General features: G+C 57.3%; 21 protein-coding genes and 7 tRNA genes. 17 read left to right on the top strand and 11 right to left on the bottom strand.

Annotated elements, in window-relative coordinates; genetic code table 11:
• Positions 1-37: 37 nt before the first annotated feature.
• The gene (locus ZBT109_RS10375; protein WP_027705910.1) at positions 38-796 is read left to right on the top strand and encodes a Nif3-like dinuclear metal center hexameric protein; all 759 of its coding nucleotides are present in this window, start codon (positions 38-40) and stop codon (positions 794-796) included.
• A 42-nt stretch (positions 797-838) separates the two neighbouring features.
• Here the strand turns inward: ZBT109_RS10375 and ZBT109_RS10370 are convergent, their stop codons facing one another.
• Complete coding sequence (locus tag ZBT109_RS10370) at positions 839-4,825, bottom strand: hybrid sensor histidine kinase/response regulator (protein ID WP_027705911.1); 3,987 nt, start codon at positions 4,823-4,825, stop codon at positions 839-841.
• Between the two features lie 165 nt (positions 4,826-4,990).
• Here ZBT109_RS10370 and ttcA point away from each other — a divergent pair, with 165 nt between their 5' ends.
• From ttcA to ZBT109_RS10340, 6 genes are all read left to right on the top strand, one after another.
• Positions 4,991-6,004, top strand: coding sequence for a tRNA 2-thiocytidine(32) synthetase TtcA (gene ttcA, locus ZBT109_RS10365; protein ID WP_084261891.1), 1,014 nt, complete (start codon positions 4,991-4,993; stop codon positions 6,002-6,004).
• A 72-nt stretch (positions 6,005-6,076) separates the two neighbouring features.
• Positions 6,077-6,152, top strand: a tRNA-Val gene (locus tag ZBT109_RS10360).
• Between the two features lie 18 nt (positions 6,153-6,170).
• Positions 6,171-6,247, top strand: a tRNA-Asp gene (locus ZBT109_RS10355).
• Positions 6,248-6,325: 78 nt separating this feature from the next.
• A tRNA-Asp gene (locus ZBT109_RS10350) sits at positions 6,326-6,402 on the top strand.
• A gap of 22 nt (positions 6,403-6,424) precedes the next feature.
• Positions 6,425-6,500, top strand: a tRNA-Val gene (locus tag ZBT109_RS10345).
• Between the two features lie 3 nt (positions 6,501-6,503).
• Positions 6,504-6,580, top strand: a tRNA-Asp gene (locus ZBT109_RS10340).
• 84 nt (positions 6,581-6,664) lie between these two features.
• Here the strand turns inward: ZBT109_RS10340 and ZBT109_RS13875 are convergent.
• On the bottom strand, positions 6,665-6,958 hold the full coding sequence (locus ZBT109_RS13875) for a hypothetical protein (protein ID WP_170144703.1): 294 nt from the start codon (positions 6,956-6,958) through the stop codon (positions 6,665-6,667).
• On the opposite strand from ZBT109_RS13875, the gene ZBT109_RS10330 reads away from it, so the two are divergent.
• Positions 6,958-7,896: a DNA/RNA non-specific endonuclease gene (locus tag ZBT109_RS10330; RefSeq protein ID WP_027705912.1), complete on the top strand. Its 939-nt coding sequence runs from the start codon at positions 6,958-6,960 to the stop codon at positions 7,894-7,896. The two genes, ZBT109_RS13875 and ZBT109_RS10330, sit on opposite strands and share 1 nt — an antisense overlap.
• A gap of 672 nt (positions 7,897-8,568) precedes the next feature.
• On the opposite strand, the gene ZBT109_RS10325 is transcribed toward ZBT109_RS10330, so the two are convergent.
• Together ZBT109_RS10325 and ZBT109_RS10320 are read right to left on the bottom strand one after the other, a co-directional pair.
• Positions 8,569-8,655 (bottom strand) — tRNA-Leu (locus ZBT109_RS10325).
• 47 nt (positions 8,656-8,702) lie between these two features.
• Positions 8,703-8,789, bottom strand: a tRNA-Leu gene (locus tag ZBT109_RS10320).
• A gap of 261 nt (positions 8,790-9,050) precedes the next feature.
• Here ZBT109_RS10320 and rnr point away from each other — a divergent pair.
• The 9 genes from rnr to hemH all read left to right on the top strand — a co-directional run bounded on the left by rnr (position 9,051) and on the right by hemH (position 18,162).
• Positions 9,051-11,585 carry a ribonuclease R gene (gene rnr / locus ZBT109_RS10315; protein ID WP_084261892.1) on the top strand — a complete coding sequence of 845 codons (2,535 nt, stop codon included), beginning with the start codon at positions 9,051-9,053 and terminating at the stop codon, positions 11,583-11,585.
• 12 nt (positions 11,586-11,597) lie between these two features.
• Positions 11,598-12,464, top strand: a complete 867-nt coding sequence (gene rlmB / locus ZBT109_RS10310; protein WP_084261893.1) for a 23S rRNA (guanosine(2251)-2'-O)-methyltransferase RlmB — start codon at positions 11,598-11,600, stop codon at positions 12,462-12,464.
• Positions 12,465-12,663: 199 nt separating this feature from the next.
• Entirely contained in the window at positions 12,664-13,059 is a 396-nt protein-coding gene (rpsF, locus tag ZBT109_RS10305; RefSeq protein ID WP_027705914.1) for a 30S ribosomal protein S6, read from the top strand.
• Between the two features lie 19 nt (positions 13,060-13,078).
• The gene (rpsR, locus tag ZBT109_RS10300; RefSeq protein WP_027705915.1) at positions 13,079-13,306 is read left to right on the top strand and encodes a 30S ribosomal protein S18; all 228 of its coding nucleotides are present in this window, start codon (positions 13,079-13,081) and stop codon (positions 13,304-13,306) included.
• A 267-nt stretch (positions 13,307-13,573) separates the two neighbouring features.
• Complete coding sequence (gene rplI, locus ZBT109_RS10295) at positions 13,574-14,020, top strand: 50S ribosomal protein L9 (protein WP_027705916.1); 447 nt, start codon at positions 13,574-13,576, stop codon at positions 14,018-14,020.
• Positions 14,021-14,226: 206 nt separating this feature from the next.
• Positions 14,227-15,612 carry a replicative DNA helicase gene (gene dnaB / locus ZBT109_RS10290; protein WP_027705917.1) on the top strand — a complete coding sequence of 462 codons (1,386 nt, stop codon included), beginning with the start codon at positions 14,227-14,229 and terminating at the stop codon, positions 15,610-15,612.
• Between the two features lie 362 nt (positions 15,613-15,974).
• On the top strand, positions 15,975-16,274 hold the full coding sequence (locus ZBT109_RS10285) for a hypothetical protein (protein WP_027705918.1): 300 nt from the start codon (positions 15,975-15,977) through the stop codon (positions 16,272-16,274).
• 413 nt (positions 16,275-16,687) lie between these two features.
• Positions 16,688-16,987, top strand: a complete 300-nt coding sequence (locus ZBT109_RS10280; RefSeq protein WP_051524124.1) for a DUF6482 family protein — start codon at positions 16,688-16,690, stop codon at positions 16,985-16,987.
• 185 nt (positions 16,988-17,172) lie between these two features.
• Positions 17,173-18,162 carry a ferrochelatase gene (gene hemH / locus ZBT109_RS10275; RefSeq protein ID WP_027705919.1) on the top strand — a complete coding sequence of 330 codons (990 nt, stop codon included), beginning with the start codon at positions 17,173-17,175 and terminating at the stop codon, positions 18,160-18,162.
• 80 nt (positions 18,163-18,242) lie between these two features.
• On the opposite strand, the gene ZBT109_RS10270 is transcribed toward hemH, so the two are convergent.
• From ZBT109_RS10270 to ZBT109_RS10240, 7 genes are all read right to left on the bottom strand, one after another.
• The gene (locus ZBT109_RS10270; RefSeq protein ID WP_027705920.1) at positions 18,243-19,331 is read right to left on the bottom strand and encodes an iron-containing alcohol dehydrogenase family protein; all 1,089 of its coding nucleotides are present in this window, start codon (positions 19,329-19,331) and stop codon (positions 18,243-18,245) included.
• A gap of 241 nt (positions 19,332-19,572) precedes the next feature.
• Positions 19,573-19,932 carry a monovalent cation/H(+) antiporter subunit G gene (gene mnhG / locus ZBT109_RS10265; protein ID WP_038279171.1) on the bottom strand — a complete coding sequence of 120 codons (360 nt, stop codon included), beginning with the start codon at positions 19,930-19,932 and terminating at the stop codon, positions 19,573-19,575.
• Positions 19,933-19,957: 25 nt separating this feature from the next.
• Entirely contained in the window at positions 19,958-20,248 is a 291-nt protein-coding gene (locus tag ZBT109_RS10260; protein ID WP_038279174.1) for a monovalent cation/H+ antiporter complex subunit F, read from the bottom strand.
• Complete coding sequence (locus tag ZBT109_RS10255) at positions 20,242-20,742, bottom strand: Na+/H+ antiporter subunit E (protein ID WP_027705922.1); 501 nt, start codon at positions 20,740-20,742, stop codon at positions 20,242-20,244. Before ZBT109_RS10255 ends, ZBT109_RS10260 begins: the two co-directional genes overlap by 7 nt.
• Positions 20,742-22,274 (bottom strand): monovalent cation/H+ antiporter subunit D, encoded by a 1,533-nt coding sequence (locus ZBT109_RS10250; protein ID WP_051524125.1) that lies wholly within the window; start codon positions 22,272-22,274, stop codon positions 20,742-20,744. The genes ZBT109_RS10255 and ZBT109_RS10250 overlap by 1 nt, the downstream gene beginning before the upstream one ends.
• A complete protein-coding gene (locus ZBT109_RS10245) occupies positions 22,271-22,654 on the bottom strand; it encodes a Na+/H+ antiporter subunit C (RefSeq protein ID WP_051524126.1) in 384 nt (127 codons plus the stop codon). Before ZBT109_RS10245 ends, ZBT109_RS10250 begins: the two co-directional genes overlap by 4 nt.
• 2 nt (positions 22,655-22,656) lie before the next feature.
• Positions 22,657-25,485: a monovalent cation/H+ antiporter subunit A gene (locus tag ZBT109_RS10240; RefSeq protein WP_051524127.1), complete on the bottom strand. Its 2,829-nt coding sequence runs from the start codon at positions 25,483-25,485 to the stop codon at positions 22,657-22,659.
• Positions 25,486-25,595: the final 110 nt, after the last annotated feature.

The following is a 25,595-nucleotide window of genomic DNA, read 5'->3' as shown; positions in this document are numbered from 1 at the left end:
CTGCCCGCATTCCCAACAGACAACCGCAAGGAGCACGATCATGTTGCGAGATGAGTTGATCCAGCGAATGGATACTCTGCTCGAACCAGAGGCCTTCAAGGACTACACCGTCAATGGGTTACAGGTCGAAGGTCGGCGTGAGGTTCGCAAGGTGATGACGGGTGTCACGGCCTGTCAGGCGCTATTGGATGAAGCCGTTGCCTGGGGGGCTGACATGGTGCTGGTGCATCACGGCTTCTTCTGGAAGAACGAACCCAGCACGGTAACCGGCATGCGCTATCACCGCCTGCGTGCACTGATCAAACACGACATCAACCTTGTCGCTTATCATTTGCCGCTGGACGCTCATCCTGACATGGGGAACAACGCTCAGCTGGGTGCGGAAATGGCGTGGTACCGCACACACGTACTGGACGGTCCGGTTGGGCGTGGTGTGGTCTGGAAAGGCCGCACGTCGAAGCCGTTCGAACACGATACGCTGGCGGCCAAGCTGGAAGCGCGGCTGGGACGTGCGCCGCTGGTCATTCAGGCGCATCAGCGTCCTATTCAGACCATCTGCTGGTGCACTGGAGCCGCTCAAGACATGATCGAACTGGCATGGCAGAACGGCGCAGATGCCTTCGTTTCGGGCGAAATTTCTGAACGAACTACGCATATTGCGCGCGAACTGGGCATCAGCTATTTTGCGGCAGGGCATCATGCTACCGAGCGGGCAGGTATCCGCGAACTGGGTAACTGGTTAGCACGCGATACCGGTGTCGAACATCGTTTCGTCGATATCGACAACCCCGTATGAGTGAGAGCCCCGACAGCCTTCATGGCGTCGGGGCTTTTGTGATCACTCCTGGCGGTCGTTGGCGCGTCGAGCCTGTAGTGTGCGCGTCAGCAGGGCGCGTAGCGTGGCGGGCTTCACTGGCTTGTTGATGAGGTGATAGCCCGCTCGCTTGACTGTTTCTGCCACTTCTTCTGTCCGATCGGCCGTAATCACGATGCCGGGCACGTCTCCCTCCAGCTGTTGGCCCAGCGTATCCAGCGCCATCAGCCCCGTCACATCATTGCTGAGATGATAGTCCGCGAGAATGGCATCGGGATCGCCATCCAGATTGCGCAGTACCGAACGTGCGCCACCGATACTGGTCGCGGTATACACCTCGCATTCCCAGCCGCTTAGCATTGCTTTCATACCTTCAAGCGTAATGCGCTCGTTATCGATGCACAGGATGCGGATGCCCTGCAGACGGTTACGGGTGGCCGGACGACGCGTGCGCTGTGCCAGTTCCTCTCGGCTTTCAACCTTGACGCCGCGCTTGTAGGGTACCGTCACGCGGAAGACCGTTCCTTGACCCACTTCCGAAATCAGCGTCAGTTCATGTGCCAGCACATTGGCCATACGCTCGGCGATCGACAGCCCCAATCCCAGCCCTTTTTCGCTTTCGGCATGGCGTGACTGCGACTCAAGGCGGCGGAACTCCTCGAAAATTTCTTTCTGCTTGCTTTTTGGAATGCCCGGGCCTGTATCCCACACTTCGATGCGAATGGTGTCGCCTACATGGCGGCAGCCCAGCAGTACGCGACCCTGTTCGGTGTAGCGCAGCGCGTTGGACAGAAAGTTCTGGACGATACGGCGCAGCATCTGTGGATCGCTGTCGACTACGGCAGAGGTCGATACGACGGACAGATCAAGCCCTCGTTCAGCGGCAATGACCTCGAACTGTGCCTTAAGCGGCTGCAGGATGTCGCTGAGGGAAAATACTTTGCGGCGAGGTGTGAGCGCCCCAGAATCGAGCTTCGAGATATCCAGCAGTGTGCTCAGCAGTTCCTCGGCCGACTGCAGCGAGGCGTCAATATGCGACAACGTCTGGGCGTATTCGCTGTTTTCCAGCTGTTGATTGAGCGCCGAGGTGAAAAGGCGCGCAGCGTTCAATGGCTGGAGCAAATCGTGGCTGGCGGCCGCCAGGAAACGGGTCTTGGAAGCATTGGCCGTTTCCGCGACTTGTTTGGCTTGGCGCAGCGCCTTCTCTGCGCGTGCGCGTACTTCGTTCTCCTGCTGAAGCGCTTCGTTCAGCTGCTGCAGGCGCGAGGTACGCTCACGCACGCGCTCTTCCAAGTGCTCGTTAGTTTCCTTCAGAGCGATCTCGGCCAGACGACGTTCGGTGATGTCTTGATAGAGCGCAAAGAACCCTAGTACGCGCCCCGCTGAATTGAAGTGGGGGGTGTAAGTCGCCAGCATGTGACGCAACTGCCCCGTCGGCTCTTCCACCGCCACCTCGAAGCTGACCCGTTCCCCCGCTAGCGCTCGCATCATCCACGGTTCGCGCTCGCGCCAAGCCGCAGGGGGCAGAATGTCCTTGGCCTGCTTGCCGATAGCTTCGGTTCGGTCGATGCCCATGCCTGTTTCATAGGCTCGGTTAGTAAACAGATAATGGTTCTGCGTATCGAAATAGGCGATCAGCGCGGGCACGTTGTCGGTGTAGATACGGATATTGCTTTCCGAGCGGATCAGCGCTTCTTCGGTGCGCTTCTGCTGCGTGATGTCCTGATACGTATAGACGAAACCGCCCCCGGGCATCGGGCTGCCATGAATGTCGAGTACCGTGCCGTCCTGCCGGTAACGCAGGTAGTGATGGGGCTTGCACGACTCCAGATTGGCCAGCATCTGTGCAACGTGTTCTTCGCTATCGCCCGGGCCGTATTCGCGGTTGTAGGCGTTGTAGCGGAAGATGCGTTCAATGGGGGTGCCCACACGGATCAGATTGTCCGGGAAGTCGAACAGCTCCAGATAGCGCCGGTTCCAGACCACCAGGTTGAGGTTGTGGTCTATGACGCTGATCCCTTGCTGGAGATTATCCACCGTCGATTGCAGCAGCGAACGGTTGAATTCCAGTACCTGAGAGGCCTCATCAACGATCGACACCACATCGGAGAGTTCAATGCCGCGCTTTGACAGTGCCGAGTTCATGACCAGACGCGCCGAAGAAGAACCGATAGCCGATGCTAGCAGTCCCTCGCTGAACTGCAGCATGTCGATAGAGGCCAGTGTCTGGTCGGTCATCGGCCACGGGTGACGCTGAGCGAAGCGCTCGAAGGCCTGTTCGACCTGAGCCTTGTCGAGGAAGCGACGGCACAGCGCCTTAAGATCGCGTACGGACGCTGCCCCCAACCATGGGCGGTTGATGGACGGCGGCATGGTGCCCGCGCTTTCCACGAACAGCGAGGCCTGAATGCGTTCTACCACGCGCTGAGAGGTCAGCTGTGATAGCCCGATATAGGCCAGAATATTCAACCCTAGTGATAGCAGCACACCCTGCGTGAGCGGGTCTGCAAATCTCAGCCCGAATGGCGCCAGTGGGCGTAGCCAGTGCAGACCAAGAGGTCCTTCCGTCAGCAGGGCAGAGGGCAGCAGTTGTGCCTGCACTAGCGTAGGAATCAGCAGCGTATATCCCCACACCAGCAGTCCAAGCAGCATGCCGATGGCTACGCCAATGCGGTTGCCGTGTTTCCAGTACAGCCCACCGATGACGGCTGGAATCATCTGACTCATGCCCGCCAGCGCCAGAAGCCCCAGCGAGGCTAGCGACACGTGTTCGTTGAACATCATTGAGCACAAGTAACCCAGTGCGACAACGATCAGAATGATAGCGCGGCGAGCACGCAGTACGCGGCGTGTATACCCACCTTTGCTCAAATCGAACCAGCGCAGCTTGAGCAGAATCGGAATGACAACTTCGTTCGACAGCATGATCGACAGTGTTAGGCTGGCCATCAGCAGCATGCCACCGGCTGCTGTCAACACGCAGATGAACGCCAGCATGGCCAGTAGCGGATGGTGGCCGAGCGAAGCCAGTGCCATCAGATAGCCATCGGTCGGTACGCTATCGCCGAGCAGCGAGCGTCCCTGCAGCGCCAAAGGCATCACCATGGCGGCCGTCACTGCGAGATAGCCGACGAACAGCCAGCGAGCTTGGCGCGTATCGTCGCGCTGAGTGTGCTCAACCACGGTGACATGGAACTGACGCGGTACGCAGATAATCGCCAGCATCGTCAGTAGTGTCTGAATCAGCACGCCTTGATCGGATAGCTGGGCCAGCAGCGATGGCGGAGTGGATGGGGCCGGCGCCGAGGCCAGTGACGGTACGGTCAGCGCCTGATCAGATTGCGGAAGAGGAAGCAGGCCAAACTGCCACAGCAGGGCCGCGCCCAGTGCGACGAAGGCCAGCAGCTTAAAGACCGACTCGAAGGCAATAGACTGGATCAGCCCCTCGTGATGTTCGGTAGCATTGGTATGGCGCATGCCGTGAAGCATGGCAAATACGGCCAGAATGACCGCAAGGAACAGCGTAATGTCCACGCTGACCGGGTTGTGCGTCATGACATCATCGGCGGGCGTCAGCAGGTGTAGTGCTAGCCGCAGCGCATCGAACTGAAGTGCCATATAGGGCAGCGTGACAACGAGCGCTGTCAGGCTACAGAACGCCGCTAGCCCCTGCGACTTACCGTAGCGCGAAGCAATGAAATCGGCGATCGAGGTCACGTTCTGACGCTTAGCGACGCGGATCAGCTTATCCATGACCGGCCAGAAGAACAGGAAGCCAATGATGGGGCCAATGAAATGGGTCAGGTAGATAAAGCCGCTGGATGCGGCCTGTCCAATGCCGCCCAAAAAGCTCCATGCACTGCAATAGACGGCCAGCGTTAGACTGTAGAGAATTGGCCAGCGGTGTACAGGTTCCCGTGACTGGGCGCGGTGATCACCGTGCCATGCCATGAAGGACAACAGGGTGATATACCCCAGCGTTATCGCAATCAGAATCCACCCTGGAATCATGCGCCTCTCCTCGATCGATCTTGACCGCTATGGTAACGCATCGCTGCGTTGGCCGCCCCTCTGTCAAAGGGCTAATCGACAGCGTGCATAAAGCGTGATGCTTACGGTGATGGACGCGAGGGTGGTAACATCGCGCACTCCCATCGACAGCCTTAGACAGACATCATGCAGACCACACACACCGCTCAGCACTATGATCCCGCGCATCCCGAACAGCAGCACGCGCTGCCCGGTGACGAAGACCGTCAGGACTGGGCGTCGGCCGACACCGAGAGCGATCTGCTCGAGTCCTCTTCCGCTTCTGCCAGCGATGAGATGAAGCGCAAGCGCGAGTTCAACAAGCTGCAGAAACGACTGCGTCGGCAGGTGGGTAATGCCATCATCGACTATGACATGATCCAGGATGGCGATCGCATCATGGTCTGCCTGTCCGGCGGGAAGGACTCCTACACCCTGCTAGAGATCTTGCGCAACCTTCAGCGCAACGCACCGGTCAATTTCGAGCTGATCGCCGTTAACCTTGACCAGAAGCAGCCAGGGTTCCCTGAGCACATCCTGCCGGAATATCTCGATAAGCAGGGAATTCGTTATCATATCATCGAGCGCGACACCTATTCCGTGGTCAAGGAGAAGGTACCTGAAGGCAAGACGACCTGTGCGCTTTGTTCGCGCCTGCGTCGAGGCACGCTGTATGGTTTTGCCGAAGAGATCGGCGCGACCAAGATCGCGCTTGGTCACCATCGCGACGATATTCTCGAAACGCTGTTCCTCAACATGTTCTTCGGCGGCAGCCTGAAATCTATGCCGCCCAAGCTTTTGTCTGATGATGGCCGACATATCGTCATTCGTCCGATGGCCTATGTCAGCGAAGCCGACAGCGCAGCGTTTGCTGAAGCGATGCAGTTCCCGATCATCCCGTGCAACCTGTGCGGCAGTCAGGAAAACCTGCAGCGTCAGAACGTCAAACAGATGCTGAATGAATGGGGGCGCCGCTATCCCGGTCGCATTGAGTCCATGTTCAAAGCGGTTACGAACGTGGCACCGTCGCAGCTGGGTGATCGCGAGCTATTCGATTTCAAAGGATTAGAAGATAAACGACGTGAGCGCTTGCGTAATCGTATCGATATCCGCGATACTACCGACGCTGCAGAAGAGCTCCCGACACACGTAATACGTTGATGAGACTGCCACTGGCAGAAAATGGTTGACTTTCATCAGGGTGTCGGTAGAATGCAGCGCCATGTGACGGACGGGTGGTTAGCTCAGTTGGTAGAGCACCAGCCTTACAAGCTGGGGGTCACAGGTTCGAACCCTGTACCACCCACCACGTTGCAAGCAGATATGCGGACCGGTAGTTCAGCTGGTTAGAATGCCGGCCTGTCACGCCGGAGGTCGCGGGTTCGAGTCCCGTCCGGTCCGCCATTTACTGCCTGTAAAACAGTAAATGTTCTGTGAAGGTGGCACGGCACCTTGATATCGTGCACGCAATATGTGATATGCGGACCGGTAGTTCAGCTGGTTAGAATGCCGGCCTGTCACGCCGGAGGTCGCGGGTTCGAGTCCCGTCCGGTCCGCCACATCGCACATTGTATCCCTATCGGGTGGTTAGCTCAGTTGGTAGAGCACCAGCCTTACAAGCTGGGGGTCACAGGTTCGAACCCTGTACCACCCACCATGCGGACCGGTAGTTCAGCTGGTTAGAATGCCGGCCTGTCACGCCGGAGGTCGCGGGTTCGAGTCCCGTCCGGTCCGCCATTTCTTTTGTGACACCTCTGATCGCTCGATCAAATTCCTGTTTGTATTTTTCATAGCATTGCTATGCTGCTCAGGCATCAGTAATTAAAGCTTGACGCTTATGCGTTGCGGCCTATCCTGCTCCTGCTCCTGCTCCTGCTCCTGCTCCTGCTCCTGCTCCTGCTCCTGCTCCTGCTCCTGCTCCTGCTCCTGCTCCTGCTCCTGCTCCTGCTCCTGCTCCTGCTCCTGCTCCTGCTCCTGCTCCTGCTCCTGTGTCCTTTGTTCCGCAATGCTCTTCTCTGGGTTTTCATGCTTTCCTGTCGATAGGGCTGCTATAGTGCGTGTCCGTCGCGTGGATGCAGTGCGGCTTCTTATGGATGTGACAGGGTAAGGAATCAATGGCTCGATCTCCTCTTCAATCTCGTCAGTTGCAGCGTCAGATTTTTGATCTGGTGCGCGTTCTCTTTGGTCGCCATACCGGTGTGGCGCTATTGGTCATTTTGGTGCTGGGCGGTGTGTGGTACTGGTCGCAGCAGTCTGCGCGTGAGCGCATGAGCTGGGAGGGGGTGCCGCAGGTGCAGAGCATGTCGGATTGGCATGCTTGGCATCGGGTATTGCGCAACGATGCCTATATGGTGGGGTGGTCGGATGTGCGTGTGGCGCCGCTGTGGGTTATCTATCGCCTAGATGCCAAGAAGGATCAGTATCATCTGAAGCGTCCTGATGGGTTTGAGCAGGATTGGCGTTCGGTGGTGCCGTTGGTGTCGGCAACCTATACGGGGACGGGGTATGATCGTGGCCATATGGCGCCCAATTATGCCATTGCTTCTCTCTACGGCAAGGATGCCCAGCAACAGACGTTCTTGATGACGAACATTGCGCCGCAGCGGCCCAATCTGAATCGCAAGTTGTGGCAGCGCCTAGAGGCGGCGGAGATGGATGTGCTGTTGCCTCAGGTGGGTACGATGTGGGTGATTGATGGCCCCATCTACGGTGCGCAGCCTCAGTACCTGTCAACGTGTCGGGGGTGGGTGGCGTCATTGATGTCGTTTAAGGTGCCTGTGTGTGTGGCGGTGCCTCAGTCGTTCTACAAGATTCTGGTTGTGCCGGGGCAGCAAGGGCGGGCTACGCGAATGCTGGCGTTTATCTTCCCGCAAGAAGTGCGTGGGGATGAGTCGTTGGATCGCTATATCACGACTGTTGATGAGGTTGAGCGGCAAACGGGGTTGAACTTCTTTCCTGAATTACCGGAGGTTCAGCAGCAGCGTTTGGAGTCGGTGGCGGATACGTCGACCTGGCCGTTGTCTCAGTTTGTGCGTACGCCGTCCCGGTACTGAAAGGAGTGGTTTTCAGAGGGGTGTCTATTTTGGTGCTGGAGTGAGCTTGTTTCTTTCTGAGTAGACTATGTGATGGCGGCATTGCCCGGTGGGTGGTGCCGCTTTTTTACATGGGTGGCTTGCCTGGTGGTGTGCCTTTTGAATGCTTGGGGTAAGTGATGGTGTGTGTTGCTGCAAAGGGGGCTTGTCAATGGAGGGTATTGGTAACGCTGCTGTTTTCTATTGTGATGATCATTCTGTTTGATTGCTATTTTGTGTTGGGGTTGCTTGTTGTGGGGTTGGTCTGCCTTGAGGCGGATTGGGTGGTGTTGTTGGGGGGGGGGCGAGAGAAGGGGGTGAGTGGTTGGGTAAAAAAAGGCATCAGGGGGGGGGGGCAGGGGGGTGTGCTGCAGTGAGGCGTCTGTTTTCCGATAAATTCAGAATTGTGGCTAATGAATCAGGTCTTTGCCTTGGAGAGGGTCATGAAATTCTTGAATGAGTGGCCAAGATTTTGAACGTGGCGTGATGTGATGGCTGGTGTGAATGGGTCGGTGGGGTGTTTCTTGTGGCGGGCTGGCAGGGAAAAGCGTATTTCCTGCTGAGGGTTTTGGGGTGTAGTGATGCAGGAGTATAGATACAAAAAAACCACGCTTTAGCGTGGTCTCTTGTCTCGCTTTCCAATGTCTTGGAAAGTGGTGCCCGGAAAAGGACTTGAACCTTCACGTCCGTAAGGACACTAGCACCTGAAGCTAGCGCGTCTACCAATTCCGCCATCCGGGCTTATCTTGATGGCTTGCACTCTACATTGTTTACTTTTCAATGTCTAGTGGTGCCCAGGAAAGGACTTGAACCTTCACGTCCGTAAGGACACTAGCACCTGAAGCTAGCGCGTCTACCAATTCCGCCACCTGGGCTTTTCAGTCGAATCGTTCAGCGTTTGGCGCTGTGCGTTTCGTCTCAAGCGAGGCGTATATTACTGATATTTTCGGATGATGCAACCCCTCTGTTCAACTTTTTATCATTCTCTTGGGTTCGTTGAAGGCATGGCGCTATACTGGCCCCATGTACAAACATTCAGAAGACTATAGTATTTCGTATCCCCCTCTCTTTACGCTGCGCGCAGTCTCGTTCGCCTTATTCAGCCGGTTTGTAGCGCTTTTTTCAGGATATCATTCATGAAGCAGTGGACCTTGAACGAAGATCCCAATGCAAAACGGGAAGCCGAAGCTTACGAGAACCCTGTGCCGAGCCGTGATTTTCTGCTCGAGCAGCTCGTCGAGCATGGAAAACCCCTCTCGCACGAAAATATGAGTCGCCGCCTTGGCATCGAAGATGAAGAGCGCCAAGAAGCTGTGCGCCGCCGCATGATTGCCATGGCGCGCGACGGTCAGTTGATCCGTACCGCCAGTGGCTCCTATATCCCCCTCGATCCTAACGACCTTATAGAAGGGCGTGTCATCGGTCATCGTGATGGCATTGGTTTCCTTGAACGTGCCGATGGTCAGAAACCTGACCTTATCCTGCCGCCTCGCCAGATGCGCCGCGTGTTCGATGGCGACGTCGTTAAGGCGCGTGTAGGGGGTAAAGATCGCCGTGGCCGTGAAGAAGCGGTTATCGTCGAGGTCTTGCAGTCCAATACCCAGACGCTGATGGGCATCTACCGCGATGCCACCGGTAGCCACTCCGGCGGTACGCTGGTGCCCGAAAATTCTCGCGTCGTGCATGAAATCGTGATTCCGCTTGAAGGTATCAACGGTGCCAAGGATGGTCAGGTCGTTGAAGTGCGCATCACTCGCCAGCCTGACATCCGCAATGCGCCGGAAGGTGAAGTCATCGAAGTGCTCGGGGAACGCATGGACCCTGGCATGGAAATCGAGATTGCCGTTCGCGAGCACGATATCCCGGTTGAATTCCCGTCTGACGTCAAGGCGCAGATTGCCAGCATGTCGGATCAGGTGGCCGAGGCCGATAAGGCTGGGCGTGTCGATCTGCGTGACATGCCGTTGGTGACGATTGATGGCGAAGATGCCCGCGACTTCGATGATGCGGTTTATGCGCGTCGGACGCGTACCGGCGGCTGGAAGCTGTACGTCGCAATTGCTGACGTGTCGTATTACGTCGAAGTCAATTCCGCACTCGATAACGAAGCGCGTACGCGTGGTAACTCGGTGTACTTCCCGGGGCAGGTTGTGCCAATGCTGCCGGAGCTGCTGTCCAATGGACTGTGCTCCATCAATCCGGATGTCGACCGCCTGTGCATGGTCTGCGAAATGAATATCTCGCAGAAAGGCGAGCTGACGCGTTACGCCTTCTATGAAGGGGTGATGCAGTCGCATGCGCGCCTGACCTATAACAAGGTCAGTGCCATGCTGGAAACGCCCGAGAGCGAAGAAGGCATCGCCCTGCGTCAGCAGTATCAGCATGTCGTTCCTGCGCTGGAAGAGTTGTATGCCCTGTACGGTGCACTGCGTCATGCGCGCGATGAGCGCGGCGCTATCGACTTCGAAACGACCGAAACGCAGATCATCTTTAATGATGAACGCAAGATCGACCGTATTGAGCCGCGCGAGCGTAACGAAGCGCACAAGCTGATCGAAGAGTGCATGCTAGCGGCCAACGTCGCGACGGCGCGCTTCTTGCAGCGTCATCGTATGCCTGCGCTCTACCGTGTTCACGCAGCGCCAGCGCTGGAGCGCCTAGAAAATCTGCGCATGTTCCTCTCCCCGCTGGGGCTTAGTTTGGAAGGTGGCGAAAAACCGTCTCCGGCCGACTATCAGCAGCTGCGCGAGCGCATTGCAGGCCGCTCAGATGAAGATATTATCCAGACCGTCATGCTGCGTAGTATGAGTCAGGCCACCTATACCCCGCATAACGAAGGTCACTTCGGGCTGGCATACAAGGCGTATGCGCACTTTACATCGCCGATTCGTCGTTACCCCGATCTGCTGGTGCACCGTGCCATCCGTTCGATCATTCGTAATGGACAGGAAGGTGAGCCGGGTATCCGCCGCGTCGAGACCACACCGGTCGATAACGTCACCCGCTGGTACCCATACGACTTTGAACAGATGGTCGAGCTGGGTGAACACTGCTCAATGACCGAACGCCGTGCCGACGAGGCGACGCGTGACGTGACGGACTGGCTGAAATGCGAGTTTATGAGCGATAAGGTGGGCGGTGTGTTCAACGGCAAGGTGGCCGCCGTGACTTCCTTCGGCTTGTTCGTTCGTCTGGATGATTTCTATGTCGAAGGACTGGTGCATATCTCTGCACTGCCTTCCGACTTCTATCAGTTCGAGGCTGAGCGCCATCGTCTACGCGGTGAGCGTAGCGGTACGATCTTTGCGCTGGGCGATGAGGTGACCATTCAGGTGGCTCGTGTCGATCTGGATGAACGCAAGATCGACTTTGTGATGGCGGAAGGCGTTGCGCGTCCGACCAAACGCTCCTCGCGCCGCTCGACTGAAGGCGATGCCAAACCCAAGGCGCGCTCGCCGAAAGCCAAGAAATCGGCAGCGAAGAAGAAAGGAGATGGCGCTAGTGCCGAGGCTCCCGAGGCCGTGGGTGAACCTGCCAAGAAAAAACGCAAGGCTCGGCCGGGGCGCAAGGAGCGTCAGCGTCGCAAAGCTGCTCGACAGAACGATACGCAGTCAGAAACGGCTGCGCCGGCATCGCCGCGTAAGCGCCGCACCACTCCTCGTAAAGATTGAGAATTTCGATAAATGGTCAACAAGCGTAATCCTTCTCGTACACCGGCGGCTCGCGAGCGCCGTCGCCCGGCCCCCAAGGGGGCGGCCACGCGCAGTGCTCGTCCCGCTCCGGCAGGGCCGCGGTTGCCCAATGGCGTAGAGCCCGTGTATGGCGTGCACAGCGTTGAAGCGCTACTGGCACGCCCCGCCGCGTCTGAGACCATTCGGACACTGTGGGTCCAGCAGGGTGACGCCGAGCGTCGTCTGCACGAGCTGATGGCTCAGGCGCAGTCAGTAGGGATTCCGGTCGAGTTCATGGTGCGCGAACAGCTGGATGCCGCCGCTTCGGGGGGTAACCATCAAGGCATCATGGCACTGTGCCCGCCGATTGAGCCTGCCAGCGAGCAGACGCTCTGGTGGCGTCTTGACGACTGGAAGGCCGAACAGGCTCCGCTATTTCTAGTGCTGGATGGCGTAACCGATCCTCACAATCTTGGTGCCTGCCTGCGCAATGCCGATGCGGCAGGAGCGCACGGTATCATCGTACCCAAGGACCGCTCGGCTACCCTCAATGCGACGGTGCGTAAGGTCGCTTCAGGCGCGGCGGAAGCCGTACCGGTTTATCAGGTCACCAATCTGGCGCGAACCCTCACCACGCTGCAGGAAAAAGGCGTATGGGTGCTGGGTATGGCCGGTGAAGCCGAATCTATGCTGTACGATATCGACCTGACCGGGCCGTGTGCACTGGTCATGGGGGCGGAAGGCAAGGGCATGCGTCGGCTTACTCGTGAACGCTGTGACCAGTGGGCCAAGCTGCCGATGGCTGGCGAGGTCTCCAGTCTCAACGTCTCGGTCGCGGCGGGCATCACGCTGTTCGAGGCCGTGCGTCAGCGCCGTTGATGCCCCCTGCGCATTATTTGCTTGTCCGATGGACTCGGTATCATTAGAATAATGCGGTTTTCATATGCCAGCGTTAGGCTGGCATACCTCATAGCAGTAAAAGGCACGGGCATTCTTGCCGCTATCACGCCTTTTGCTCCTCCTTGCTTCCAGACGGGCTTGTCCCCGATCGGAAGCTGCCAACCCGTAAGGAGACATCATGCGTCACTACGAAATCGTGTTCATGGTTCACCCGGACCAGAGCGAGCAGGTTCCGGCGATGATCGAGCGCTACACCAGCATCGTTACTGAAGCTGGCGGTCAAGTGCATCGTCTTGAAGATTGGGGCCGTCGTCACCTGGCTTACCCGATCAACAAACTGCACAAAGCACACTACGTTCTGATGAACGTTGAGTGCACCGGCGAAGCGCTGGCGGAAATCGAAAACATCTTCCGCTTCAACGATGCCATCATCCGTAACCTGGTTGTCCGTACCAGCGAAGCGGTCACTGAAGCTTCTCCGATGATGAAAGCCAATGAAGAACGTGGCCGTCGTCGTGAAGAGCGTCCGCGCAACGATCGCGAAGATAACCGCGAATCCGAATCCGCTGAATAATCCTCTGGAGGACTGACCCATGGCACGTTTCTTCCGTCGCCGTAAATTCTGCCGTTTCACCGCTGAAGGCGTGAAGTATATCGACTATAAAGACCTCGATACGCTCAAGTCTTACATCACTGAAACTGGCAAAATCGTACCGAGCCGCATCACCGGTACGCGTGCACGCTATCAGCGTCAGCTGGCTACCGCTATCAAACGCGCACGCTACCTGTCTCTGCTGCCGTATACCGATAGCCACAAGTAAGCCACGCGTTTCGTGCTCGAACCCTGTCAGGCCTTCATTCATCATTGAGTCTGATAGCATCGCTGATGCTTCAGTCCATTGTGGTGGTTGATCAAGCCGATTTAGACGGTTCGGGCATGTTGTGGTTATGCGGATTCAGCACTGACCCCTACGTTAAGGGCTGGATCCAGTAGGTATCATTATTGTTTTGCTGCTAGGCGCGCTAGACGTAACTTCGTGAATATCCGAAGTCGTTTGCCTGCAGTCAACATTAAAGAGGTTAACGAGATGGACGTCATTCTACTCGACAAACTGGGTAAGCTCGGCGATCTGGGTGACAAAGTCACCGTTAAATCGGGCTATGGCCGTAACTACCTGGTACCGTACGGCTTGGCCGTACCGGCAACCAAGGAAAACGTTGAAGCGTTCGAAACGCGTCGCGCTGAGCTCGAAAGCCAGGCTGCACTGCGTAAAGCGGAAGCTGAAAACCGTGCGCAGCAGCTGAGCGAAATCGAACTGTCTCTGGTGGCTAAAGCCGGTGACGAAGGTAAGCTGTTCGGTTCCATCGGTCCGCGCGACCTGGCTGATGCCATCGCATCTGCCGGAATCGACGTTGCCAAAAGCGAAGTTCGTATGCCGGAAGGTCCGCTGCGTCAGACTGGCGAGTACGACATCGCTCTGCAGCTGCACCCGGAAGTTTCCGCCAGCGTTCGCGTTGTCGTGACTGCCGAGTAAGTTGAAGTACAACATCCTGGTTTCGATCAGTGATGGGAAAGGCACGCTGCTTTGCTGCGTGCCTTTTTTATATGGTGCGAATCTAGCCGTAGCGGCTTGATTTGCGCTCAGCGTTTCTTCATGAGCCGCGGCAATCAACGTGCCGCTCTGCGCTATCATGAGGAACCTGACATGTCTGTTGCGTTGCGGGAAGGTTGGAAATCACTATGACTGATGCCATCGAGCATGATGAACAGACAGCGGCGTTGAAAGTGCCGCCGCATTCGCTGGAAGCCGAGCAGTCCGTTCTCGGCGGTCTGATGCTGGACAACTCGGCCTGGGATGACGTCTCTGAGCGCCTAGTCAGCGATGATTTCTATCGTTTCGAGCATCGCCATATCTTCAATGCGATGAAGCAGCTGGCAGAGGAAAGCCGTGCGGTCGACGTAGTCACGCTGTCAGAAGCGCTGGAGCTGCGCGATCAGCTCGAACAGGTAGGTGGACTGGCCTATCTGGCGGAGCTGGCCCGTAATACGCCGTCAGCGGGCAACATCAAGGCATATGCCGATATCGTGCGTGAGCGTGCCACGCTGCGAAAACTGATTCAGGCTGCGGGGCAGATCGCAGATGGGGCTTTCAATCCCCAAGGGCGTCCTGCTGACGAACTGGTCAACGAAGCCGAACGCCTAGTGTTCCAGATCTCCGAGTCGCGTCCCAAGTTCGGTGGACCGCAGAACATGGGGCAGCTGCTGACCAAGGCCGTCAGCCGCATCGACGAGCTCTATAACATGAAAGGTCAGATGACAGGGCTGTCGACCGGCTTCCACGATCTGGATGAGATGACGTCAGGGCTGCAGCCTTCCGACTTGGTCATCGTTGCAGGACGCCCCTCGATGGGTAAGACGACCTTCGCAATGAACCTTGTCGAGCACGCTGTCGTCAGCAGCGAAAAGGCAGCGGTCGTCTTCTCAATGGAGATGCCTGCAGAGCAGCTGATGATTCGTATGGTGTCGTCTCTGGGACGCATCGACCAGACGCGTATGCGTACGGGGCAGCTGGAAGATGAGGATTGGCCACGTCTCACTTCTGCGGTGAACCTGCTCAAGGATCGCAAGCTGTACGTTGACGATACGCCTGCACTGTCGCCCAGCGAGATGCGTGCGCGTATTCGTCGTCTGATGCGTGAAGCGGGCGAGATCGGCATCATCATGATCGACTATCTTCAGCTGATGCAGGTGCCGGGCATGTCCGACAACCGTACGGCTGAGATCTCTGAGATATCTCGCTCGCTTAAAGGGATGGCGAAGGAGTTCCAGTGTCCGGTCGTCGCGCTGTCGCAGCTGAACCGCTCGCTTGAGCAGCGCCCCAATAAGCGTCCTGTTATGTCGGACTTGCGTGAATCTGGGGCAATCGAGCAGGACGCGGACGTTATTGCCTTCGTCTACCGTGATGAAGTCTATAATCGCGATAACCCTGATAACAAAGGGTTGGCTGAGCTGATCATCGGTAAGCAGCGTAACGGGCCTATCGGCACAGTGCACATGGCCTTCATCGGTAAGTACACACGCTTTGAGGATCTGGCGCCGGAAAGTTACGGTCAGTACGAGGAATAGCGAAACGGTTGCTGCGAGGCCATTTGGGAGAAAAGAGACCTTTCATGCACCCTGCATTAGTGGTAAGCAATGCTTGTGCTGCCGTTAAACTAGGCTTTTGGTCGTGGCCCTCGATTGGATCAAGCATTCCCGTGTCTAAAAGTGTAGTATCTAATCCATACTAGGTCGCACGGCATGGTGGATGTCGCTGCCAACCGTTTCGGACTGGCAACGTTTATAGGACCGCAATACACCGTATTGTGGTGTCATCTAGGACAAGCATGACAGGCGCTTGTCTGTCGAATGTTCTCTGTCAATGAATAAGCATTTTCGGGCGCCATCGGTCAGGGTGCCTGAGATCGGTTAGATGCCAAGGAGAAATCATGGCTGCAGGATTCCGACGTAGTGGACGTCGTCGACAACCCAAGATCGAAGTGCGCGGTGTGCTGGAAAGTACCGAGCGTGAAGGGCCTTTCAAGGAATGGCTGGGCATGCCTGACCTCTATCGCCACACGCTGGTTGTGGACGGCGAAGCCTATACCTATCAGGTCGAAGATCCTGAGCTGCCCGTCAACGTAGGCGATCGCATCGTGTTCCGCTATCGTGAAGCCAAGGCTGGCCGTTGGATCGACCGCAACTCGCTGGGACGTGCCATCGACCCTAGCGATTACGCTGCATCTTGAGACAACGCGCGCGCAAGTGTTCGTTATGAGGCATTAGGCGTAAACGCCGAAAGCGATCATCCCTGAACGTTTGTGGCTTGCTGTTGTCATTTAGTGGTACCGCACTGGCCTCATGGGGTCATGTTGGCCAGTGTGTCCTATCCTTACATCCGAGTGCGGTCATTCACCGAATAGCGGTGATTTCATGACCTTCATCGGTTCCCTGCGGTGGTTACGTCTTTGGCTCGTTGGCCGATAATGCGCTGGCGGGTTCATAAAACTGTCACTGGCCTTTTCCTGTAACGTTCTGTATACCGATGATGGTCAGACGTAAAATGTACTCGTGCACTCATGACCTTATAGCGTGTATTTCTTGCTGCCAGCATGGAGAAAGCTATTACGTATCAACACTATGACAATAAGGAGAGTTTTGAATGAACATCTCTCAGCTTAAAGAAGTGGCTGCCCATCAACAGGATGTGCGGATCCACGTTATTCGATCATTGGCCAGCAAGCTGTATCAAATCGAATGTGAGGCCGAAACAGGCCACAGTGTGCCGCTTGAAGAACGCGGTCGTCCGCAGCTCTTCCGGTCACTCGAAGACGTCTATGACGTGCTCAAGCAGGTGGGTGTGCAGCATGCTTGGCTGGTACGCTGGGAACAGCGCCACCCGACAGCATCGAAAGGGGCCTGCTTGCCTCCCAAATCGGGCCTGATTCAGGTCGCCCTCTGACGCCGAGATGATCGGCGATCGTAAGTGAAAAGTGTTATAAGCCAAAGCGTCGCAATAGCGGCGCTTTATTGTATGTATAGCGCTGCTCTTGCGATGAATACCGTATAATGGACTTAAACGGTACAGTATGGCGGTTAGGTGCCGCGTCACCTTCCGCGCTTGCTTCTTCAACAAGGAGGTTGCGAATGTCATCCCCTCGCTTCGGTGTTCTGCTGGCGAACCTGGGTACGCCAGATGCGCCGACGGCAAAGGCCGTACGTCGCTATCTGCGTGAGTTTCTGTCGGATCGTCGTGTCGTGGATCTGCCGCGCTGGAAATGGTGGCCCATTTTGAACGGTATCGTGCTGACGACGCGCCCTCGTCGCGTGGCAAAGGCCTACGCGTCGATCTGGACTGATGAAGGTTCACCGTTGCTGGCCATTTCGCGTCGCCAGCGGGCTGCACTCGAAGAAAAGCTGCGCGAGCATTTTGGGGAGGAAATCCCCGTCGCGCTGGGCATGGATTACGGTAATCCTTCCATTGTCTCTGCGGGGCGTGAGCTGCGCGATGCGGGGGTCAAGAATGTGCTGGTGCTGCCGCTCTATCCTCAGTTCTCTAGCTCGACTACGGCATCAATCTTCGACCAAGTAGCGCGCGCGCTTAAGCAATGTCCGGCTCATCCTGGGCTGCGCTTCGTACGTAGCTACTGCGATCACCCGCTGTACATTCAGGCACTGGCCAATAGCGTGCAGGAACACTGGCAGCAGCAAGGCCAGCAAGGGCATTTGGTGATGTCGTATCACGGCATTCCCAAACGCTATGCTGAGCAGGGCGACCCGTACCCGAACGAATGCGAGACCACCAGTCGTTTGCTGGCTGAGGCACTGTCGCTCGCACCGCATGAGTGGACGATGACCTATCAGTCGCGCTTCGGGCGTGAAGAATGGCTGCAGCCCTATACTGATGAGACACTAATCAAGTGGGGTAAGGCGGGATCGCCACCGGCAGTGGATATTATGAGTCCGGCCTTTGCAGCGGATTGCCTAGAAACGCTAGAGGAGTTGAGCGAAGAAAATCGCGAGAACTTCATACATGCGGGCGGCAAGCGCTATGCGTATATTCCGGCACTCAATGATCGCGACGACCACCTTGAATTGCTGACGTCGCTGGTGGCTCAGCATACGCAAGGTTGGTAGCGTTGCTGCGTTATTATTCATCACAATGAAAAATGCCATCCGCTTGGGATGGCATTTTTGTATAGCGTGCAGAGGGATTATCAGCTGACCGACGCGGCGAGTCCTGCCACACGTTTGAAAGCGCTTTTCAGGTCGTCAGCAGTGACCTTGAAGGGCATATGTCCCATGTCGTGAGAGGTCAGGGCGGCTGCAATAATGACGTCGAGTTCTTCCGGTGTCAGCGTAGGCTCGATTTCATCAAGTGTCAGCGGTACCGAGCAGTCGCGTGCGATATGGATGGCTTCGATGATTTCATCATCGCTGCGGCCTTCGAGTGCCAGCAGGCACAGGTTGCCGAAACCGACCAGCAGACCGTGGCCGAAGTGGCGGGTCTTATCGCAGGCCGTAAAGCCCGCGTAGATGCCGTGAGCTGCGCAGGCATGCGCGCCACTGGCCATAATGGAGGTCAGGCCAGCAAAGGTAAAGATGGCGTCCAGCACCTGTTCGAGTGCGGGCGTATTGCGCTGTTCGCGTACGCCTGCACAGGCTTCGCCGCCGTACAGGCGGATCATGTCGTAGCAAATGCGGCTGCTGGCGACCGATGATGCCGCAATGGCTGTCGCTTCTTCGCTTTTGCCCAGCGCACGGAATTCATACCATTTGGCCAGCGTGTCACCTAGGCCAGCGGCCAGCCAGCGCAGCGGTGCCGTTGCTAGCAACTGACTGTCGATAATGACGGCATCCGGTGCTTTCGGCAGGTTGTAGAGGTCGAGAAACAACCCTTCTTCGGTATAGGTGACCGTCAGTGGCGTGATGGCCGCACAGGTTGCCGCGATGGTTGGGATGGTGATCAGCGGCAACCCTGCTTCCGCGGCCGTCGCCTTGACGGTATCGAGGGCCTTGCCGCCGCCGACGCCGATCAGAACATCGGCATCCTGCGTTTCAGCCAGCGCTTTGAGGCGGTCGATCTGCGTACGCGTGCTGTCGCCGCCAAACCATTCATCGCCGACCAGTGTGATGCCGTGTTCGGCCAGTTGTGCTTCGAGTTTTTCACGAACGGCAGCGCGTGCGCGGTGCCCGCCGATCACCAGGGCGCGACGACCCAGCGTGCGGCAGATGTTGCCTACAGAGTCGAGTGCGCTGGGGCCACGGATGATGGTCGCGGGAATAATCAGGGTTTGCGTGTTCATGATGTCCTCTTATGGTTCTTCATATCGAAACGCGCGATGCATATCGCTTTCGGGCATGCTCGCAGTGCGGGCATCAAAAGCGTCTCGTGTGGCCACCGACCATTGTCATTGTAGTGCGTCGGTGCCGTTCGTTGACGATCAGCCAGCACGGGGTTCATTCACCATACCCTGACTGGGGCAGAAGAGGGAAGTCGCGCTCATGAATGAATCGAGTCGCGCTTTCATGGTGCACAGATCGGGTTCAGTTTTGGTCGATGCGTTCGTTGAGCTCGAATGGTCCGCCTTCCGTATTAGCTTGGCGTGGCAGTTTGAGGTGCAGGGCGCTCATGGTCAGTAGGTGGGCACTGACCGGGGTGGTGATAACGGTGAACAGCGTGATCAGTAGTTCCTGACCTAACGGTGATCCCAAGTGCAGCCAGAAGAACAGCATTGATGCCAGTACGGCGCTGCCGGTGCCGACTGTCGAGCACATGGCGGCACCGTGGATACGGACGTAGAAGTCGTTGAAGCGCACCATGCCGAACGAGCCGATCGTGGCTGTGATGCCGCCGATGACGACCAGTATGCCCACCAGTGTTTCGATCAAGGGCGTCCAGTGCATAGCGATTTCCTCGGATAAGAAAGCATCATTCGATGATGAACCCGCGCAGTACGTATTTGCAGATCGCGGCGGTGCTGATGAAACCGAACATTGCCAGCAGGATGGCGACGTCCATGTACAGGCGTGTCTGCAGTGCGATACACAGCAGTATGATCAGCCCGATAGCATTGATGGACAGTGTATCGAGGGCGGCAATGCGGTCAGGCAGGCTAGGGCCGATCAATACTCGGTACCCATTCAACAGGCAGGCCAGTAGGTAGAAAGCTGCGCCGATCCAAAGGCAGACATTGAGAAACAGCGTGGTGTGCGTCAGCATCCGAAGATCTCCTTCAGAGGACGTTCGTAGCGTTCATACAAGGCTTGGATGAAGGCTTCGCGATCATCACCGATGTTGAGTGCATGAATCAACAGCGTGTTGTCATGCAGACGCAGGTGAGCGGATAGCGTACCCGGTGACAGTGAAATCGTGCTGGTCAGCAGGGTGATTGGAAACGGTTCCTGCATGGCCAGCGGGTAGATAATAAAGCCCGGACGTGGTTCATGGCGCAGGGACAGGATGGCCTTGGCGACCTGAATGTTCGATACCAGAATATCCCACGCTACCATCAGCATGTAGGCCACGAGCTTGAACGGCTTGTGAATGTGCGGCTGCGGCACCCAAAAAGTGTCGACCAGCTTGGGAATCATGATGGCCAACACCAACGCGACGATCACGTGAGGCAGTGTCAGTTCGTTGAGCAGTATCCAGCACCAGAAGGACAGCGTTGAAATGAATGGGTGCGATAGCAGCCAGCGCAGCATGCGTTTCATCAGGAACTCTCCTCGTGCGCCAAGTTGATGTCCTGTCCCAGTACCGCATGAGCATAGGACGACGCGTCCAGCAATTGACCGGCCATACGCAGATCGAAGCGACTCAGTGGCCCAGCAAAGCATGAGATCAGTACGGTCGTGCTGATCAGCCCCCACAGCGCCATGCCGCGGCGTTTGCCGAGCAATCCTCCGCGCGGCTTGCCGATAGTCGCCGTTTTCCAAAACAAAGTGGTACCTGCGCGCGAAGCACTGATCAGTCCCGCCAGCGTTGATAGCAACACGATGCTCCACAGCCACGGGGCTTCATGGGCCGGCGCCGTGGACAGAATCCAGCCCTTCGCTAGTGCACCCGACAGCGGTGGCATGCCCAGAATCCCCAGCGCTGCCAGCATATAGGCGGCACTGAGCAAGCGGGGTTGGCGCACCATGCGGCTTTCGACAAAGCGGGTGCCTGCGCGCCCGCGCTGCTGACCAACGACTTCGGCCAGCATAAACAGAGCTGCCGTAAGGAACGTCGTGTGTGGCACATAGAACAGCAGTGCGGCAATGCTGTCTTCTTTCCCCATCCCTTGAGTAGCCACCAGTGTACCGACCGAGATCAGCGTGAAGTTGCAGATCTGGTGGTTGAGATTACGTGCCGCCATGACCCCCATAATGCCCATTACCACCGTGCCTAGCCCCAGCCACCACAGCCACGGCTGGATGAAGTTGGCCAGTGCATCGTGAGGCGGCATGTGAAAGATCAGTCCGTAGACACGCAGGATGGCGTAAATGCCGACCTTGGTCATGATGGCGAACAACGCCGCCACGCTACCCGGTGCGGCGGCATAGGCGCGCGTCAGCCAGAAATGCAGTGGCAGAATGGCCGCTTTTAACAGGAACACGACCAGCAGCACCAGCCCCGCAGATTCCACCAGCGCCATGCGGTGCGGCCCAAGCTGGTTGATGCGTACGGCCAAGTCGGCCATGTTTAGTGAGCCCAGCGTACCGTACAGGGTGCCTACCGCCACAAGGAAAAAGGTAGAGGCCGCGACGTTCAGTACCACATAGTGCATGGCGGCCAGCGTGCGTTTGCGACCTCCAGCATGCAGCAGCAGGGCATAGGACGATATCAACAGGATCTCGAAGAACACGAACAGGTTGAAGATATCACCGGTCAGAAAGGCACCGTTGATGCCCAGCAGCTGGAACTGCAGTAGGGCATGGAAGTTGCTGCCGTGCGAGTCTTGCCCCGCACAGGCATAACTGTAGACCGCCGTGGCCAGCAGTACCGTGATGGTCAGCATGTAAGCCGCTAGTCGGTCGAGTACCAGTACGATGCCGTAGGGGGCCTGCCAGTTACCGAGTGAGTAAGTGCGGATCGTGTCGTCATCGCTTAGCCACAGCATGTACAGCACCACGATAAGCTGGAGCAGGATCGACAGCCCTGACAGCAACCGGTTGCGGCGGCGGTAGCGAATGTCGCTGAACAGCAGTAGCGCCCCAGTGAACAGCGGGATCAGGATGGGAAGAATGAGCAGATGCTGGCTCATGAATGTTCCTCCCAACGGGCATCAATATCACGCAGCGTCTGGCGGGCCTTGCGTTCACCCTGTCTGCGGCCGTTGACGTGGTCGCTGCCCAGATCGCCGCGAGCACGGATTGCCAGAATGATGACGAAGGCCGTCATGGCGAAGCCGATGACGATGGCGGTCAGGACCAGTGACTGGGGAATGGGATCAACCATTACCCGGCCGTCGCCGACGATGGAGCTGGCCTGACGGGAAAGGCGCCCCATGGCAAACAGGAACAGGTTGCCTGCATAGGAAAACAGCGTTAGCCCTAGCACCACTGGGAAGGTACGTCCCCGCAACAGCAAAAAGAGCCCGCTGGCGGCCATCAGTCCCACCATCCCTGAAAATAGAACTTCCATGGTCAACGACCCTCTTTGTAGCGGCGCGCACGACGCAGACGACGCGTCATATGAGAAGGGCTATGCGGTGTCGCCACCTTGCCCAGCAGGGTAAGAATCATCATGGTGGCCCCGATGACGGTGAAGAAGACCCCCAGATCGAACAGCATGGCCGACGCCAGTTCAACATCGCCCAGAATGGGCAGCGTCCAGTGGCCGTACGTACTGGTAAGGAAAGGGTAGCCCAACAGCATGCTGCCTACGCCGGTACCTAGCGAGATCAGGATGCCGGTGGCGATGACGTGCTGATAGTCGATGCGTAGCCGTCGTGTTGTCCACTCCACGCCCCGCGCCATGTAAAGCAGAATCAGTGCCGCCGAGGCGATCAAACCGGCAATAAATCCCCCGCCAGGCATCTGGTGACCGCGCAGCAGCATGTACAGCGACATCAGTAGCGCCAGTGGCAGCAGCATCTGCGATGCCGCTCCCAGAATGGTCGGGTAGTACTCGGGTGACCACGGACGGTTCTCGGCACTGGTTGACGGGATAAAGAGCTTGAGGCGGTTCAGCAGTTTGAAGACCCCCAGCGAGGTGATGCCCAGTACGGTGATCTCGCCCATCGTATCGAAAGCACGGAAGTCGACCAGTAGCACGTTGACAACGTTATGGCCGCCGCCCAGCGGTACGCTGTTGTTGTTATAGAAGTGGGCAATGGTTTCGTACGGTTCGGTCAGTACGGCCAAACACAGGCTGGCGATTACCACTCCCAGCAGCCCTGACAGAACGGCATCGCGCAGTAGACGCGGCCCCGATGATGTCTTGGGGGTGTGCTGCGGTAGGAAGAACAGTGCCAGCAGCATCAGAATGATTGACGCGACCGAGACCACCAGCTGTGTCAGGGCCAGATCGGCGGCCGAAAAGCAGATGAAGGTCAGGATGATGGTCAGCTCGACCACGGACAGGCAAATCAGCGCGATCAGGCGGCGGCGCTGGAAATAGACCGTGGCTACCACGCCGCCCGCCATGACCAGTGCCCCGACCGCGATCAGCGGTGAAATGGGCGTCAGAGGCAAGCCGCCCAGCAGTGATGACATCCGCAGCAGTCCCGTCGACGCAAAAGCCAGCACCATCATCAGCATTAGGAACATGTAGCGTTGCAGAGAGTTGTTGCTAATCGCTTCTTGCAGCTTGCCACAGCTCATGATCGTGACCTTGACCGCGCTGTCGAAGACGATATTGGCGTTGGAGATCAGGAAGTCGCGGCGGAAGCTGCTGATGCTGCTGCGGATCGTGTAGATCAACGCGCCCAGCACAATAGCACCCATACTCATCAGTAGCGGGAACGAGAAACCGTGCCACGGAGACAGGTCTTGCCCTTTCAGTACGTCAGGCGCCACGACCATCATCGCTTTGTCGAGCAGCGGTCCGACCAGCGTTGCCGGCATGATGCCAACGCCGAGGCAGAGCACCGTCATCACTTCGAGCGGCAGGCGCATAAAACGTGGTGCTTCGTGCGGTTTCTTCGGCAGCCAGCGCGGATAGCCGCGATAGAACACATCGAGCACCAGTCGCAGCGAGTAGGCCACCGACAGCGCTGAGCCGAAGGTCGCCAGTGCGGGGATCATCCACGACAGTGCGCCGAAGCTGTGAATCTGCAGACTTTCGGTCAGGAACATTTCTTTCGACAGAAAGCCGTTGAAGAGAGGAACACCCGCCATCGAGGCGGCAGCGACCGTGGCCAGTACCGCGGTATACGGCATGAAGCGGAACAGCCCACGCAGCTTGCGGGTATCACGCGTGCCGCACTCGTGATCGACGATCCCGACGGCCATGAACAGTGCGGCCTTGAAGATAGCATGGTTGATGACGTGGAATACGGCGGCCAACATGGCCAGCTTGGTGTCGATCCCGATCAGGAAGGTAATCAACCCGAGGTGGCTGATAGTGGAGTAAGCGAGCAACGCCTTAAGATCGTACTGCACCATTGCCAGATAGGCGCCATAGAACATCGTCACCAGCCCCACGATGGTGATGACATAGCTCCACATCGGCGTTTCACCCATGACCGGGAACATGCGGATCATCAGGAAGATGCCTGCCTTGACCATAGTGGCCGAATGCAAATAGGCACTTACGGGTGTCGGGGCTGCCATCGCATGCGGCAGCCAGAACTGGAACGGAAACTGGGCGGACTTGGTGAAGGCGGCGAGCAGCAGCAGCGTCAGAATGACGGGGTAGAGCGATGATTCGCGCAGTGCATCGCCACAGTGCAGTATGACGCTCAGATCAAAGCTTCCGACCACGCGTTTGATCAGCAGAACGCATGCCAGCAGGCACAGCCCCCCGGCACCGGTGACCGTTAACGCCATGCGCGCACCCTTGCGCGCCAGCGGCTCGTGCGTCCAGAACCCGATCAGCAGGAAGGACGCGATACTGGTCATCTCCCAGAAACACCACAGCAATAACAGGTTATCTGCCATCACAACCCCTAGCATAGAGGCCATGAACAGCATCAGGCTGCAGTAGAAACGCTGAGGGGAGTCCTGTGAAGATAGGTAGTAGCGCGCATACAGGATGACCAGCAGCCCAATGCCCAGAATCAGCAGCGCGAACAGCAGCGATAGTCCATCCAGACGCAGGGCGAGTGACAGCCCCAGCGCGGGGAACCAATCGACGCTGACGCGCGGGATCTGTTGGTGGAAGGTTTCGATACCCAACAGCAGCAACAGCACCAGCGCTATGGCAGGGCAGATCGCTGTCATCAAGGCACAGAATCCGCGGCCACGGTCACGGCAGCACAGCGGAACAATGCTTCCCAGCAAGGGCAACAGTAGTATCAGTGGTAGAACCATGGCAGTGGAATGCTCTGTGGGTATGAAAGATCAGGCGCCAACCCTCAGGATAGCCGACCAGCGCACGTCCACCGATATCGTACTAACCAACGAGCGCATTGGGTCATCGC

The sequence above is a fragment of the Zymobacter palmae genome (genome assembly GCF_003610015.1).
GTDB classification, from domain to species: domain Bacteria; phylum Pseudomonadota; class Gammaproteobacteria; order Pseudomonadales; family Halomonadaceae; genus Zymobacter; species Zymobacter palmae.
Note: the sequence above shows the minus strand (reverse complement) of the source record. Positions and strands in the feature narration are given on the sequence as shown.